Source organism: Pararhizobium arenae, assembly GCF_001931685.1.
GTDB classification, from domain to species: Bacteria; Pseudomonadota; Alphaproteobacteria; order Rhizobiales; family Rhizobiaceae; genus Pararhizobium; species Pararhizobium arenae.
Genome location: NZ_MOOY01000005.1, coordinates 130,390 through 144,932 on the forward strand (window position 1 = coordinate 130,390; position 14,543 = coordinate 144,932).

The 14,543-nt window shown below is 59.6% G+C and carries 13 protein-coding genes; 7 read left to right on the forward strand and 6 right to left on the reverse strand.

Going from position 1 to position 14,543, the window contains the following annotated elements; all coding sequences use genetic code 11:
• Positions 1-13: 13 nt before the first annotated feature.
• A complete protein-coding gene (locus BLX89_RS12385; protein WP_075291226.1) occupies positions 14-604 on the forward strand; it encodes a GNAT family N-acetyltransferase in 591 nt (196 codons plus the stop codon).
• A gap of 110 nt (positions 605-714) precedes the next feature.
• On the opposite strand, the gene BLX89_RS12390 is transcribed toward BLX89_RS12385, so the two are convergent.
• Both BLX89_RS12390 and BLX89_RS12395 read right to left on the reverse strand, forming a co-directional pair.
• Positions 715-2,631, reverse strand: coding sequence for a hypothetical protein (locus BLX89_RS12390; protein WP_075291227.1), 1,917 nt, complete (start codon positions 2,629-2,631; stop codon positions 715-717).
• 248 nt (positions 2,632-2,879) lie between these two features.
• Positions 2,880-4,109, reverse strand: a complete 1,230-nt coding sequence (locus tag BLX89_RS12395; protein ID WP_143523604.1) for a hypothetical protein — start codon at positions 4,107-4,109, stop codon at positions 2,880-2,882.
• A 167-nt stretch (positions 4,110-4,276) separates the two neighbouring features.
• On the opposite strand from BLX89_RS12395, the gene BLX89_RS12400 reads away from it, so the two are divergent.
• Both BLX89_RS12400 and BLX89_RS12405 read left to right on the forward strand, forming a co-directional pair.
• Positions 4,277-4,570 carry a hypothetical protein gene (locus BLX89_RS12400; RefSeq protein WP_075291229.1) on the forward strand — a complete coding sequence of 98 codons (294 nt, stop codon included), beginning with the start codon at positions 4,277-4,279 and terminating at the stop codon, positions 4,568-4,570.
• 273 nt (positions 4,571-4,843) lie between these two features.
• A complete protein-coding gene (locus tag BLX89_RS12405; protein ID WP_075291230.1) occupies positions 4,844-5,299 on the forward strand; it encodes a glyoxalase superfamily protein in 456 nt (151 codons plus the stop codon).
• 39 nt (positions 5,300-5,338) lie between these two features.
• On the opposite strand, the gene BLX89_RS12410 is transcribed toward BLX89_RS12405, so the two are convergent.
• The 3 genes from BLX89_RS12410 to BLX89_RS12420 form a co-directional block, all read right to left on the reverse strand.
• A complete protein-coding gene (locus BLX89_RS12410; protein WP_075291231.1) occupies positions 5,339-6,328 on the reverse strand; it encodes a WD40 repeat domain-containing protein in 990 nt (329 codons plus the stop codon).
• Positions 6,328-7,437, reverse strand: a complete 1,110-nt coding sequence (locus BLX89_RS12415; RefSeq protein WP_075291232.1) for a CobW family GTP-binding protein — start codon at positions 7,435-7,437, stop codon at positions 6,328-6,330. Before BLX89_RS12415 ends, BLX89_RS12410 begins: the two co-directional genes overlap by 1 nt.
• Before the next feature lie 95 nt (positions 7,438-7,532).
• Entirely contained in the window at positions 7,533-8,324 is a 792-nt protein-coding gene (locus tag BLX89_RS12420) for a creatininase family protein (protein WP_075291233.1), read from the reverse strand.
• Positions 8,325-8,419: 95 nt separating this feature from the next.
• Between BLX89_RS12420 and BLX89_RS12425 the strand changes: the two genes are divergently transcribed.
• The 3 genes from BLX89_RS12425 to BLX89_RS12435 all read left to right on the forward strand — a co-directional run bounded on the left by BLX89_RS12425 (position 8,420) and on the right by BLX89_RS12435 (position 11,035).
• Complete coding sequence (locus BLX89_RS12425) at positions 8,420-8,929, forward strand: MarR family winged helix-turn-helix transcriptional regulator (RefSeq protein WP_075291234.1); 510 nt, start codon at positions 8,420-8,422, stop codon at positions 8,927-8,929.
• Positions 8,930-9,006: 77 nt separating this feature from the next.
• Positions 9,007-10,035 (forward strand): LacI family DNA-binding transcriptional regulator, encoded by a 1,029-nt coding sequence (locus BLX89_RS12430; protein ID WP_075291235.1) that lies wholly within the window; start codon positions 9,007-9,009, stop codon positions 10,033-10,035.
• A gap of 28 nt (positions 10,036-10,063) precedes the next feature.
• Positions 10,064-11,035 carry a 2-hydroxyacid dehydrogenase gene (locus BLX89_RS12435; RefSeq protein ID WP_075291236.1) on the forward strand — a complete coding sequence of 324 codons (972 nt, stop codon included), beginning with the start codon at positions 10,064-10,066 and terminating at the stop codon, positions 11,033-11,035.
• A gap of 8 nt (positions 11,036-11,043) precedes the next feature.
• Here BLX89_RS12435 and BLX89_RS12440 read toward each other — a convergent pair whose 3' ends face one another.
• The gene (locus BLX89_RS12440) at positions 11,044-11,808 is read right to left on the reverse strand and encodes a gamma-glutamyl-gamma-aminobutyrate hydrolase family protein (protein ID WP_075291237.1); all 765 of its coding nucleotides are present in this window, start codon (positions 11,806-11,808) and stop codon (positions 11,044-11,046) included.
• A gap of 394 nt (positions 11,809-12,202) precedes the next feature.
• Between BLX89_RS12440 and BLX89_RS12445 the strand changes: the two genes are divergently transcribed.
• Positions 12,203-14,512 (forward strand): putative bifunctional diguanylate cyclase/phosphodiesterase, encoded by a 2,310-nt coding sequence (locus BLX89_RS12445; protein WP_075291238.1) that lies wholly within the window; start codon positions 12,203-12,205, stop codon positions 14,510-14,512.
• Positions 14,513-14,543 lie beyond the last annotated feature (31 nt).

Here is a 14,543-nt window from a genome sequence, read left to right on the forward strand (position 1 = left end):
TTCGGAGGCCAAGATGGCCGCTGTTCTTGATTCTGTCCGCGCGTTTTTCGCGCACAACACTTTCACCGTCGACCAGGAAAACCCGGGCGATGTCGTCGCGCGTGAAAACTTGCTCGATCGCGCCATGGGTCCGAACCGCCGTCGCAAGTCGTCGGAAGCGCTGCGTCGTGGCCGCGTTCCTGCCGAGGGCTTAGCATTGGTTGCCCGCGATGCGGATGGTCATGTGATCGGCACGGTGCGTCTTTGGAACGTCGAGGCCGGCGTCGATCGCGACGGCAGTGCCGTTCCGGCGGTGCTGCTTGGCCCGCTGGCTGTCGACGGTGCCCAGGAAGGCAAGGGCATTGGCGGCGCGCTAATGCGGGCGGCGATTGCCGAAGCCAAGAAGCGTGGCCATGGCGCTATCCTGCTCGTCGGCGATGCCCCGTATTATGAGCGCTTCGGCTTTTTCGCCGACAAGGCCCGCCATCTCGTGATGCCCGGCCCGTTCGAGCGCGACCGTTTCCTGGGTCTCGAGCTGAAGGCCGGTTGGCTGGAAGGCGCTGTCGGCCTCCTGACCCCGAGCGGCCGCAAACTGGCGCGCCCGTCGCTGCGCAAGGCCGCCTGATCGCGCGCAGTTCTTTTGGTGGTGCCCGGATAGATATTGGCCGGGCGCTTTCAATTTGGTGATCACACTTCCGGAAAACCGGTTCTTGCTTTTCCCTGATAAATTCCACGTCAGATCACCGGGTCGGCATCCGCAACGGGATCCGGCGTTGCCCGTGCTGATCGCCCGGTGGGTTCGATGTTGGCGCTGTAGCTGATCTGGAAAGCTTTCAAGGCCACGAAGGCATAGCAGCTGACGGCCACCATGTTGTGCCAAAAGGCCCGGCTTTCCAGGCTGTAAAGCGGATTGACGATCAGGCACAGAAACTCGATGAACATCACACCGAGAACGACCCTCAGATAAACCGCGCGGACGTGTTTCAACTCTGCCTTCGTGTCGATAATATCCGCGAGGATACAGATGGCGATGCCGAACGCGACGGCGCTGAAGCCAAGAACGTAGCGAAAGAACAGGGTCTCCACGAGGTCGGACGGGCCGAGCTTGGCGAGCAGGGAGACCTCCCCGGCCTTGTAGTAATATCCGATATAGGAGATGACGAGCGGCATGAAGGCCGCGAGGCTGCTCCACCAGACGATGGCGAGGTAATTGGAAACCGGAATGCGGCGGAAGCGCGTGAAGGTCTCCCAGGTGCCTTCTTCCTGTTTCAGGGACCGGAGAAAGAGCGCAACCATGCTGGCCATAGCAAACATAAAGGCGATCGTCAGGGAGGTATACAGCGCCTCCTGAATAATCGTCGTCGCGTCGATCGTGCGGAATGCCTGCGCCCAGCCTATGACGGGGTCGGCGACCTTGAACAGATATTCGACCGTGTAGAGATAAAGGCAGAGCGGCGCGAGACATCCAACGAAGCCGACGATGATCGCGACAATGCCGGCATTGCTCCACGGATAAGCCACCTCGGCCTCGTCCATCAATCTCAAAAGCGCTGCGAGGACAGGATCCGGTCTGCGACCGCCGACCATGACGGGAGCAAGCGCGCCCTTGCGGATTTGGGCAGCGGTTTCCTTGTCATTGCGCGCGAGAATGGCAAAGAGGGCCGAAAGCCGCTTGGCCGAGACGTCGCATTCCATGGCGACCGCCTTCCAGCGCTTCACCGTGTTTTCGAAGAGCTGCGCGGCTTTTATCTCCGGTTCCGTCGCTGGGTTCTCCGGCATTGCTTTGATAAGAGCATCCGCCTCGGCGATGATCTTTTCGATCATTTCCGGCGTGATGTCTTTCGAGGGATCGTCGATGCCAAACTTCGTCAATATCGCTTTGGTCGATGGAAGTCTCATCGTGGCAGTCGTCAGGGCGTCGATCTCGCTTGTCAGAAGTTCCGTCTTCGGCCGGAGGACAGAGATGATGTCCTTGTATTTGTCGAACTCTTCCGATGACCAGATACGCCCGCCGTCGATTGTCCACTGCGGGAAAAGTTTGGCGGCAGTGCAGCTTCGGGCCATCAGGCGCGCATCGTCATCCGCAAAACCAATGGTCAGCAAAAGGTTGTGAATGCGGCGGAAGGAGCGGAGTTCCGGCTTGTACTCGGGCGCACTGGAAACGAGTTGCTCGATCTCGCTACGCGACAGTCGCGTGACGCGATCGTAGAATTCGCCGGGAATGCTTGCGACACGCTGGGCCAGCCCCCGTAGCATCCTTTCGATCTCCGCCACGGCTGGCACCGAGGGAAGCAGGCCGACAACCAGAAGAGCGGCACCAAGCGGCCAGGCGGCCCCCTCGAAAGTCGCTCCGGTCGGATCGCTGGCGATCAAAAGAACAAGGGGCTTCGAGGTGCAGATGAAGAAATACAGGAACTCCAGGAAGACCGTATAGAACACATAGGACTTGTAGAAGATCGATTGGCCGACGATATCGCCCATCGTCAGCATCTTGGTGAAGTCGTACTCCTCGCCTTTGGGCGGCCGGGTGAATTCCTCGATACGTTTGCGGGAATAAAGGGCAATAACGACGGCACCCACCGCAAACGAGAGCGCGAACGAGCCCTGCTCACCCAGGAGGGTGGCGACTTTCTCCAGGTCGCCCTCGGCCATCCCGGTCTACTTGCAGACGCTGATGCGAGGATCGCATGGACTCTGCGCCGCCGCGGTTTCGGCCGACGCAAGCAGTATGGTCAAAATCGTCAATGTGAACAGAAATATAGTCACGGCACGCAGGGTATAAGCATTCGTCATGAAAGCCTCCATGTGCAGAGATGATAATATAATCCTCCTCTCGCGAAGGTTAGTCAATCTATGATTGCGGCTGCGGCGCTCTCAATCCAGAAGGTGCGACGCGCCCTTCAAAACGTGCCGCGCAGGCGCGCGACGACGCTATTGGCGCGGTAATCGGCGCTGGCGTCGGTCTCGCGTTGAACAGTATTGAGATATTCGATCTCCACCTTCGGCCTGTTCTCTTCCCCGAAGGAAAGCTTTGCCGCCAGAGTGCGGCGTTCGCGGTTGTAGATGTAGTAAACGTATTCGCTCTCGGCCAGACTGTAAGTCATGCTTGCCGTCATCCACGGGGTCAGTCTGACGGCGAGCGTGGCGGTGTATGTATCGGTATCCTCGCCGAGAGCATCGTCGATATCCGCAATGGAGAGGCTTCTCTTGTAGCTGAGCCCTGCTTCGACCGCAGTATTGAGCTTCCAGATCGCTTCGGCGCGCAGGTAGGGATAGCTTTCGCGGGGAATATGCTCGCTGTCGATGGTGGAGAAGCCGGCCTCGCCGACCAGCGTCAGCGGGCCCGCCACGCGCGCATAGGCCAGCGAGCCCCGCAGCATCGTTGCCGGAAAGCGGAAGAAGCGCTTCTGTTCGTCGGAGGGAATGAAGCTCTGCTGATACTCCATGCAGAAGCACAGTTCGCTGCCCAGGGCTGGTACGTAGTGATTGATGGAAAAGCTTGCGAGCGACACGTCGGGATCGAGTTTCGTCGGCTGCAACAAACTAATCGTAAAACGTGCATCGCCTTTCTTCATCGTGGATGCCCTGGCGGATATCACCGTCTTTCCGATAAAGCTTTGGGTTGTGTATCTTGCTGCTGCCTGAAAGGCGTGATCGGTGGTTTCATAGCCGATGACGGATTGGGTTAGGTTTAGCAGCACGTCTCCTGATTCAGTGCGCAGATAAGCACCTTCCAGTTCTATCAACGTGTCCTTATCGAGCGAATGCGCATATCCCAGGTTGAACTCGCTTGCGCTTGTATCCCCGAAGCGATAGGCGCCGGTTCGCCTTATCGTCTGGCCCATAGCGTACGACCACTTCGTGTCATCGCCACTCAGGCTGCCCCTCAGCTTCAGAGTTTCTTGCCAAAATGAACCGGATAGGGCATCCGGATCTTCGAAAAGATTGCTGGAATACCCGATTTCGGACAGATGATCCAGCCGGGTTTCCGCCAGTGCGAAGGGCGAAAAGCTGGTAATTATGCCAAAAGTCAGAACCTTCAATCGGCGTGTCATGGCAAATGAATCAACCTGAGATTTTATTTTAAAACTCTGCCCTTGCTTGGTTAACAAACGACGAAGGGAGATCATCTCTGGTTGCTTATTTCAGAATTATCTCTCTATGAGAGTGTATCTTAAAGTTGTATTTATTATGGTTAACTGTTTATTACGTTTTCTATCGACGCTTGCTGATTTCATTTTGATACATATCCTTTTGGTTGTGCAAACGACTTGCACGATCAACAAGGAGAACGGAAATGAACACCAAGCTTTCGATCATCGCTTTCGTCGCAGCCGCATCCTCGATCCTCGCAATCTCGCCGGCTTCGGCCGGCGGCCTCAGCATCCTCTCGGGCAAGAACATCGGCGTCGCCAATGGCGGCATCGTCGTTGCTCCCTCGGTGGATGTCGGTGATGTGCTGTCCGACAACAGCGTGCTCAACAAGGCGCTGAACGGTTCGCTGAACAACATCCTGTCGCAGAACAACACCGGGTTGCTTGGCCTCGGAATTCTCTCCGGCAACGATGGCGGCAAGAAGCGTCGCCATTGATGCAAGAGGCGCGGGGGAGGGAGGCGGTCTCTCCCCCGCGTTACCGCGAAGCGGCGGTGCCCGAACCTCCAGGCACCGCCGTTTTGCTGTGTTGCATTGACAGCTAGGCGGCTTTGGCCTAGAGGCGGGTCAACGGGAAAGAGCCCCGGCCGTCCGCTGGCGAAAGCCAAGGTGAAGCTCTTGAACGATGACTGGTCATCCATTTTCATGGCATGCGACCCGGCGGCAATGCGGACCCCTCCATTTCAAAGCATGCCGATGAGGAGACCTGTCATGGGTACTGCATCAAGCGGCTCCGTGCCGCTGCCCTCCCTGGAGGGCCTGAAGGATCAGGCCAGGCGGCTGCGCAACGCGCTGGAAGCCGAAGGGCAACAAGCAAGCCATTCGAAAGCGCTGGAGCTTGTCGCGAGCCAATATGGATTTCGAGACTGGAACACACTGCATGCCGCTGTCGGCAACAGACCGCCGCTCAATCCGTGGATGCTGGGCTCCAAAGTGAAGGGGCTTTACCTCGGGCAGCCCTTCGAGGCCGAAATCCTGGGCGTTCAAGCGTTGCAGTCACAGCCCGGCCGCTACCGGCTGACGCTGCATTTCGAAAAGCCCGTCGATGTCGTGACCTTCGAAAGCTTCTCGGCCTTTCGCCGGCGGGTTCATTGCACGATCGGGGAAAACGGACGGACTGTCGAGAAAACCTCTAATGGGCGGCCGCAGTTGGAACTGTTCTGGTAGGCGATGACGGCCCACCATGCGGCGGGCCTGCCAGAACACTCAGCCGGCGATGTCGATGACGCCGCAGTCGCCGGTCTCGCTGCCGAAAGCCAGTTGGCGGCCATCGTTGTTCCAGGCCATGGCGGAAATGGCGCCCTTGCCCGGACGGCGCAACAGCACTTCCTTGCTGTCCGCGAAACGCACGACGAGGATCATGCCGTCGGCGAAGCCGAGAGCGGCGATCTCTTCCGTCGGGTGGCAGCAGACCTGCGTCACCATGATGTTGGCGCGGGTGCCGAGTTCCAGCGGCGCTTTGCCCATCGGTCCGTCCTTCGACTGGAACGGCCAGACGATGGCGGCCGGTGCGCCGGAAGAGGCGAGCCACTTGCCCTTGGCGGACCAGGAGGTGGACTTCACCTTGGCGGGATAGCCGGTCATGCGCATGTGGCGGGTTTCCGCGCCGGGCTTGGTGTCGAGCTTCCAGCCATGCAGGGCATTTTCCTGCATGGTGGTGACGAGGAAGCGGCCATCGGGAGAGAAGCTGACGCCGGTATGGGCGCCCTTCCATTCGAGATCGACCGGCTGGCCGGATGTCGCGACCCAATGCAGCGTCACGCCATTGTAGCGGGCGAGCGCGATACGCATGCCCTTGGGCGCAAAGCCGATGCCCTCGACCGTGCGCTGCTCGGTGAATTCCTTGATGGTTCCGTCCGCAAGCCGCACATAGGCGGTCCGCCCCGAAGCATAGCCAACCGCGCCCTGCGGTCCGGCTGCGACCTGCGAAATCCACTTGCGCGGAACGGCGGCAAGCTCGGTTGTCGTCCCGTCAGCGGTCGTGCGCACGACGCGCCCGTCTTCGCCGCCGGTCAGCAGCGTGTCGCTCGCCGCATCATGAACGGCTGCCAGCAATCCTTGGTGAACTTCAGCCGTCTTATGGCCGTGATCGAGGCGATGCACGAGGCCGGAGGCCTCGGCAAAAACCGGAACGTCCTTCAGATAGGCCACGCCAACGACGTGGCCTTCAAGATCGAGGGGAGCGACTGTCGGCATCAGTTCGGCTGTGCCTCGGCGGCCACGTTGGCCTCGCAGGCCTTGAAGGTGCGTTCCAGCTTTTCGCGATCAAGCTCGCGGCCGATGAAGACGAGGCGGCTTTCGCGCTTCTCGCCATCTTTCCACGGACGCTGGTGATCGCCCTCGATGATCATGTGCACGCCTTGAACCACATAGCGTTCCGCATCACCTTGGAAGGCGATGATGCCCTTGAGGCGCAGGATGTTCGGCCCTTCCGTCTGGGTGATCTTCTGAATCCAGGGGAAGAAACGGTCCGGGTTCATCTCACCGCCACGCAGCGATACCGACTGCACCGTCACATCATGGATCGCCGAAGGCGCATCATGGTGATGGTGGTGGCCATGATCATGGTGATGATGATCGTGACCGTGATGATGGTGGTCATGGTCGCAATCCGGGCCGCAGGCGTGATCATGATGGTGATGATCGTGATCGAGAAAATGCGGATCGTTTTCGAGCGCGCGTTCCAGATTGAAAGCGCCCTGATCGAGAACCTTTTTCAGGTCGATTTCGGAACGCTGGGTGCGATAGATGCGGGCGGACGGGTTGATGACACGCACCGTCGCCTCGATCTTCGCGAGTTCCTCCGGCGAAACGAGGTCGGTCTTGTTGAGCAGCACGACGTCGGCAAAGGCGATCTGGTCTTCGGCTTCACGGCTGTCCTTCAGGCGCAGCGGCAGGTGCTTGGCATCCACCAGCGCCACGACGGCATCGAGCTCGGTCTTGGCGCGCACGTCGTCGTCCATGAAAAAGGTCTGGGCGACAGGAACCGGATCAGCAAGGCCGGTGGTTTCGACGATGATGGCATCGAAGCGGCCGGGGCGGCGCATCAGGCCTTCGACGACGCGGATCAGGTCGCCGCGAACCGTGCAGCAGACGCAGCCATTATTCATTTCATAGATTTCTTCGTCCGACTCAACGATCAGGTCGTTGTCGATGCCGATCTCGCCGAACTCGTTGACGATGACCGCGTATTTGCGGCCATGGTTTTCGGAGAGAATGCGGTTGAGGAGCGTCGTTTTTCCGGCGCCGAGATAGCCTGTCAGAACGGTGACGGGGATAGGCTTGTTTACGGAAGCTTCGGTCATGGGAACCTCGAGGGAAATTCACGGGTGCCTGCAGGCACGGTCGCTGCTGATATAGGAGAGGAAAGCGGCAAGCGCAAATAGCGGATGTGAAAAGTCTAGCGGAGTAGGGAGAGGTCGAACCGGTCGACGTCCTCCAGCAACTCGATGAAGCCACCAACGGCATGTTCGATCAGTTGTTCGCCCCGTTCGGCGGTGGCTGCGGACGCATTCCCGGCCACTCCGTCCTCGTTCAGATCCTGCATCTTCCATCCGAAGGCATGCGGTCCATAGGCACGCAGATGCCGGAATTCCGCGGCAAACCGGCTTTGGCGCGAGGGAAAGGGCGCGGCCTTGTCCATATCGACCTGCGAAGGGGCGAGAGCCAGCATCACCGAGGTTTCGATATCGCCGCCATGGATATCGATAGCCTTGTCTCTCGGGTCGATAAAGCCATCGGGCTGACCGAAGCGCGTCCAGCTTGTCGCGACGGCGAGCATGTTCCATCGCACGCGGGCCTCGGTCGCAACGATTGTCATCAGCGGCGAATTGCCCCCATGGGCGTTGAACATCACCATCTTGCGGATGCCGAGGCTGGAAAGCTCCGCCGCTCTATCCAGCCATTGGGTAATGGCCTCGTTGTAAGAGAAGCTTTTCGTCCCGGCAAAATCGAGGTGCTCGACGGAATAGCCGATCGGCTCAACGGGCAGGAACGTGACCGGAAGATGCGCCGGCAAGCGCGCGATGGTTCGTTCTACCAGGCCTTCCGCGATAATCGTATCCGTTTCCGGCGGCAGATGCGGGCCGTGCTGCTCATGGGCGCCGAGTGGCAAGACGGCAATCCACCGCGCCCGCTCTTTCGGGTTGAGGGCGGAAGTATTGTCTTTCCAATGCACTGCTGGCCTTGCCATGCGTTTACCTAGCCTCTGCTTGCACCTTGCGGTCTGCGGGTTATTCGAGTCATACAAGGCGGGTAAGGCCGCGCAAGCATTTTGCTGGAGGATCAATGGGAAAGAAAAGCAAGGCCGAAAAGAAAGCAAAGGGCAAGAAGAAGCATGAGCTGACGGCCGGCGCGCCAGATCTCGCCTCGGCCCTGGTGCAGGCAGCCCGCTCCATGCGGACCGTCCTTTCGCGAAATCTGCTGGAAAGCGGTCTCTATGCCGGACAGGACGGGGTGATGCTTTCGCTTGCCGAAACGGATGGGCTGACAGCGGGCGCGCTCGCCGCCCGGCTCGGCGTCAAGGCACCCACCATGACCCGTACGATCGGCCGCATGGAAGCACAGGGCTTCCTTGAGCGCCGCGCCGATGCGGATGACGCCCGGCTGACGAAAGTTTACCTGACTTCCGTGGGACGTGATCGCCTCGACAGCATCGCGGCAGCCGGCAAAGCCTCGGAGGAGATCGCGACGCGTGGCCTCAGCGAAAAACAGGTCAGGACGCTGATGAAGCTGCTACGGGCAGTCGACAGCAACCTTCAGGGCGTTACCCCCCTTGAGGATGATGACGACGATTGACGATTGCGGCACGCTTTTAAACAGTTTAAGAGGAATTTAAAAAGACGGATATCCGCGCCCAGCGCGGGGGAGGGGACGTGGCCCAGAAGATCAAGCTTTCGACGATCGCCGAAACGCTCGGCGTATCCACGGCAACTGTGTCCCTTGCCCTTCGTGACAGCCCGCTTGTTGCCGCCGTCACCCGCGACAAGATCAAGGAGCAGGCGCGGGCTCTGGGCTATATTTACAACCGCCGGGCCGCCAGCCTCAGAACGTCGCGTTCGGGCATTGTCGGTGTCGTCGTGCACGACATCATGAACCCGTTCTACGGCGAAATCCTGAAAGCCATCGAGGCTGAGCTGGACCGTGACCGGCAGACCTTCATTCTCTCCAATCATTACGATTCCGTCGAAAAGCAGCGCGCTTTTATCGAGACCCTTCTGCAGCTTGGTGGCGACGGCGTCATCATGTCGCCAGCCATCGGCACACCGCCGGAGGATATCCAGCTTGCGGAAGACAATGGCATGCCGGCCATCCTCGTCGCCCGCTCCATCGAAGGGGTGGAGGTGCCGATTTTCCGGGGTGACGACGCCTATGGAATCTCGCTCGCGACAAACCACCTCATCAGCCTCGGTCATCGGGTCATCGCCATGGTGGGCGGTACGGACCAGACATCAACGGGCCGCGATCGCTATCAGGGGTATGTGATGGCTCTGCGCAAGGCCAATATAGAGGTTGATCCGAACCTGCGAATTCCGGGTCCCCGCACCATGCAGGGCGGTTTCGAGGCGGCCGTGCATCTTCTCTCCCTGCCGCAGAAGCCGACCGCCGTCGTCTGCTGGAACGATCTGGTGGCCATCGGCATGATGAACGGTATTGCGCGCGCCGGTCTGGTCCCCGGGCGCGACGTATCCGTGACGGGGTACGACGATCTTGAGGACGCCTCGATCGCGACCCCGGCGCTGACCACCGTGTGGAACGGCCAGGCGGAGGTCGGGCGCAGCGCTGCCCGCGCGCTTCTCGACAAATTGAACGGCAGCCACGAACCGGACGGTATTCACCTGATCAAGCCGGAGATGCGCATCCGGCAATCGACCGGTCCGCTGCGGACCAATCATCACGACTGACCCTTCCCTTCCATTCCGGAGACAAGCCATGGCCCATCCGCGCCCTACCGTCATCGTTCCCGGCAAGATGAGCCAGCGTGTTCTCGACAGACTGCCGGAGAGCTTCGAGCTGGTGTGGCTGGCATCAAGCGACCCGGCTCTGGTAACGCAAGACGTCGCTGAGCGCGTGTCGGCCATTGCCGTTCAGGGCGCTTTGCCGACGGAACTGATGGATGCTTTTCCGAAACTTGAAATCATCGCCAACTTCGGCGTTGGCTATGATGGTGTCGATGCGGGCCACGCGGCATCCCGGGGCATTGTCGTCACCAACACGCCGGATGTCTTGAATGACGAAGTCGCGGATACGGCCGTTGGCCTCCTCCTGAACACGCTTCGCCGGTTGCCGGTGGCCGAGCAATATCTGCGCCAGGGGCGGTGGGTCAAGGATGGCGCCTTTCCCCTTTCGCCGTTGACCTTGAGGGGCAGGTCGGTCGGCCTCTACGGTCTGGGCCGCATCGGGCTTGCGATCGCGCGACGGCTGGAAGCGTTTGGCGTTTCGATTGCCTACCATAGCCGCAGCAGACGCGATGATGTCGAATACATCCATTATCCAACACTGAAGGCGCTGGCTGAGGCGGTCGATACGCTTGTCGTCATCGTGCCGGGAACAGAAAGCACGCGGGCGACCGTCAATGGAGAGGTTCTTTCGGCCCTCGGGAAGAACGGTGTTCTGATCAATGTCGGCCGCGGCAGCACGGTCGATGAGAATGATCTGATCGCGGCCCTGCAGAACGGCGTCATCGCCGCCGCCGGCCTCGATGTCTTCGAAAACGAGCCTCACGTCCCCGAAGCCCTTATGGCACTCGAGAATGTCTCCCTGCTGCCGCATGTCGCTTCGGCTTCCGAGGCGACACGCAATGCCATGGGCAATCTGGTGGTCGACAATCTGATTGCGTGGTTTTCGAAGGGGGAGGCGCTGACGCCTGTGCCCGAAACGCCGTTCGAACGCAACAAAGGATAAGTGAAAGCTTACGCTGTCACTTTTGTCTTGCTCTGGGCATAGGCCCTGACGGCGTCGCCAAAGGCAGCAAACAGCTTGTTGGACGGCGTATCCTTGCCGACCCAGTATTCCGGATGCCATTGCACGCCGACAGCGAAGGCCTTCGCCCCGATGACCGACACCGCTTCCACCGTGCCGTCCTCGGCAAGAGCCTCGATGGCAAGCTGGGGGGCTGCACTCGAGATTGCCTGGCGGTGCAGGGAGTTGACGCGCACTTCACCGCTTCCGAGCACCGAGGCAAGGCAACTGCCCTCCTTGACCAGAACCGTCTGGCGAATGCCATAGGCGATGTCGAGCTCCGGCACGTCCGGTTTGCGATGGTCCCAGATCCCGGGTTGCTCCTGAATGTCGGATGCGAGTGTGCCGCCCAGAGCGACGTTGAGTTCCTGGATACCGCGGCAGATCGCGAGGAGGGGGATACCCCTTTCCAATGCGCGCCGGATCAGCGGCATCACGGTTGCGTCGCGGCCGGGATCGAAGGGGCCGTCGATTTCGCGCGCTTCGGCCTTGTAATAGGAAGGGTGGACATTGGTGCGCGAGCCGCTGAGCAGAACGCCATCGACACGATCGAGAATGGCGTCGGGCTCGTTACCGGTTTCGAGCGCCGGCACAAGAAAGGGCATGACATCCGCCCCCTCGACGGCTGCCCGAACATATTGGTGGGGAACCGCATGCCAGACATTGCCGTCGAATGCCCGAAAATCGGCGGGGATCACAACAAAGGGTTTTGACATGCAGCGGCTCCGCAAATTCTTATCGCTGGATATGGGCACTGGCCTAGCCTATTGCCAGCCGGCTCGCAAGCGAGCGCTGCCGGTCGTTCCGCAGGCAGCATGTTGCGCCCGCAACAAGATGTAGCTGTCTGTTCTTAGAAACACGGTAACCATTTCGGGAGATATGATATTTTTCGACAAATATAGGGGTTGTTGAAATATATGAGTTTTCTGCCGTTGCGCCCATGTATGGTTGTGAAATAGAATAACTTGCATGTTCAACTGCAATATTGGGTTGAATTTCTATCTTTAAGTGCATTGCATGTCTGCGCGATCGCCTTTTAGCCGGCCTTTTTGCGAAATCTTTCGTTAAACCCTCGGGAATAACACTTCGACAAACCGGAGCAGAAGGTTCATGAATTCTAATGAACAGGGCGCTCTTTCGATCGATGTGTATCGGTCGTTTGTCGGCTCTCTTTATGAAAACAGGCGGACGCTTTTGGTCGGCATGCTGTCGCATGTCGTGACCTATCTGCTCGTTTTCGCAAAGACGAGCGATCCGTTCTACCTTGGCTGCGGGTTCTGTATCGCCTTGATCTGGGCGGTCCGTACGACCGGCATGCGCCAGTTCGACCGCATCGATATAGCGGCTCTCTCCCATGACGGTATCCGCCGGTGGGAAAACCGCTACAACATCGGTGCCGTCTGCGCGACGGTGACGCTGGGAACCGCGTGCGGTTACAGCATTCTCGTCAGTCGCGATGCCTTTGCCGAGCTGGCCTGCATCTCGGTGACGCTCGCGACCATGGTATCGATCGTCGGCCGCAACTACGGCTCGGCGCGCGCCGTGATCATCATGACACTCTCGGCCTGCGGTCCGATCATCATCGGTCTTCTGGCGACGCAGGATCGGTTCATGGCGTTGCTTGCCGTGCTGATGGTGCCGTTCATCGTCACCACCTGGCAGATGGCAAAAGGTGTTCGGGAGTTCCTGCACAGGAATGTGGTGGCGGCAAGGGAGATCGCGACGATCGCCGAGCGCTTCGATCTGGCGCTCAACAACATGACGCACGGCCTTTTCATGCTCGATGAAAAGGGCCGCATCCTCGTCGTGAACAAGCGCGCATGCGAGCTTCTCAATCTTGGCGATCAGGAGCGGTTGAAGGACTGCCACCTCGACGCCGTGCTTCGCTACGGGGTCCGCCACACCTTCCTGGAAATGGATCAGGCCAAGCAGGTTCTTCGCCAGCTCGACGAGTTGACGAAAGGACAGCGGTCGCGCGCGCTTATCCCTTTCTCGGATGATCTTTATCTGGAATTTGCCGCCCGCAACCGGCCGAATGGCGGCATCGTGCTCATCTTCGAGGATGTGACGGCGCGCGTGCTTGCGGAAAAGAAAATCCTTCAGATGGTGCGCTTCGACGCGCTCACAGGCCTTCCAAATCGCGATTATTTTGCCGATCTGGTCCAGAACGCGCTTGCGGAGCGCAAACGGCCCGGCAAGGTCGGCTACATGGTCGTCGATGTCGCCGAGTTCAAGCATGTCAACGACACCCGCGGCCATATTGTCGGCGATCGCCTTCTGGCTGCGATTGCCGAGCGATTGAAGCGGCTGAGCGCCGACAAGGCGATCGTCGCGCGCCTGATGGGCGACGAGTTCGTTCTCTTCTTTCCGAATGAGGGTAACCGGCGTGACCTTGAGGCACGCATGCGCGGCCTGCATTCCCAGTTGCGCGGTGCCTATCAGGCCGATGGCTTTACGTTCAACATTTCTATGAGCGCAGGCTACGTGATCCTCCCCAGCACCGATTTCCGGATCGAAGACACCCAGATCAAGGCCGATCTTGCTCTGTTTGAAAGCAAGAACCGCAACAAGGGCGGATGCACGGCCTTCGAGGCGCAGATGGATGCGACCTATCTCGATCGGCAGGCGCTGAAGGCCGATCTGCGCGAAGCGGTGGACAAGGATGGGCTTTCGGTCGCCTATCAGCCGATGTTCGTGCCGGATGGGTCGCGGATCGAGTGCTGCGAAGCTCTGGCACGCTGGAATCACACTGAACGCGGCCCGGTGTCCCCGATCGTGTTCATCCCGCTTGCCGAGGAAATCGGTCTGGTGACGGACATCACCAGGTTCGTGCTGCGGCAAGCCTGCCGCGATTGCATGACATGGCCGGGGCATATGTCGGTGTCCGTCAATCTCTCGGTTCTCGATCTTCGCAGCAGCGAGATCATCTCCGTCGTGATGGAGACGCTCGCGGAAACGGGTTTGCCGCCGTCGCGCCTGCATCTTGAAGTCACCGAAAGCTGCCTGATGGAGGAGACAGCAAAGGTCCAGACCATCCTGCAGGAACTGCGCGCGCGCGGTATTACCATTGCGATCGACGATTTCGGCACGGGTTATTCAAGCCTCAGCTATCTCGATGCCCTGCCGCTCGACATCATCAAGATCGATCGATCTTTCGTCCGCAACATCCGTGAGGATGCGCGGCGATTCAAACTCCTGCGCGGCACAGTCAATCTTTCCCGCGAACTCGGGCTGAAGACAGTGATCGAAGGTGTCGAAACCACGGACCAGCTGGCGCTGATCAACGAGTTCAAATGCGCCGACCTGGTGCAGGGCTATGTGTTTTCCGCGCCGATCTCGTCGCAAGCCGTCGAGGCGCTGACCGAGACGCTGGAGCGGAGCTCCCGATTGCCGAAGGGCCGCGGCCAGCTGATTGCCTGATCCCGCGGGTTGCGCGCCTGTTTCCAACTAT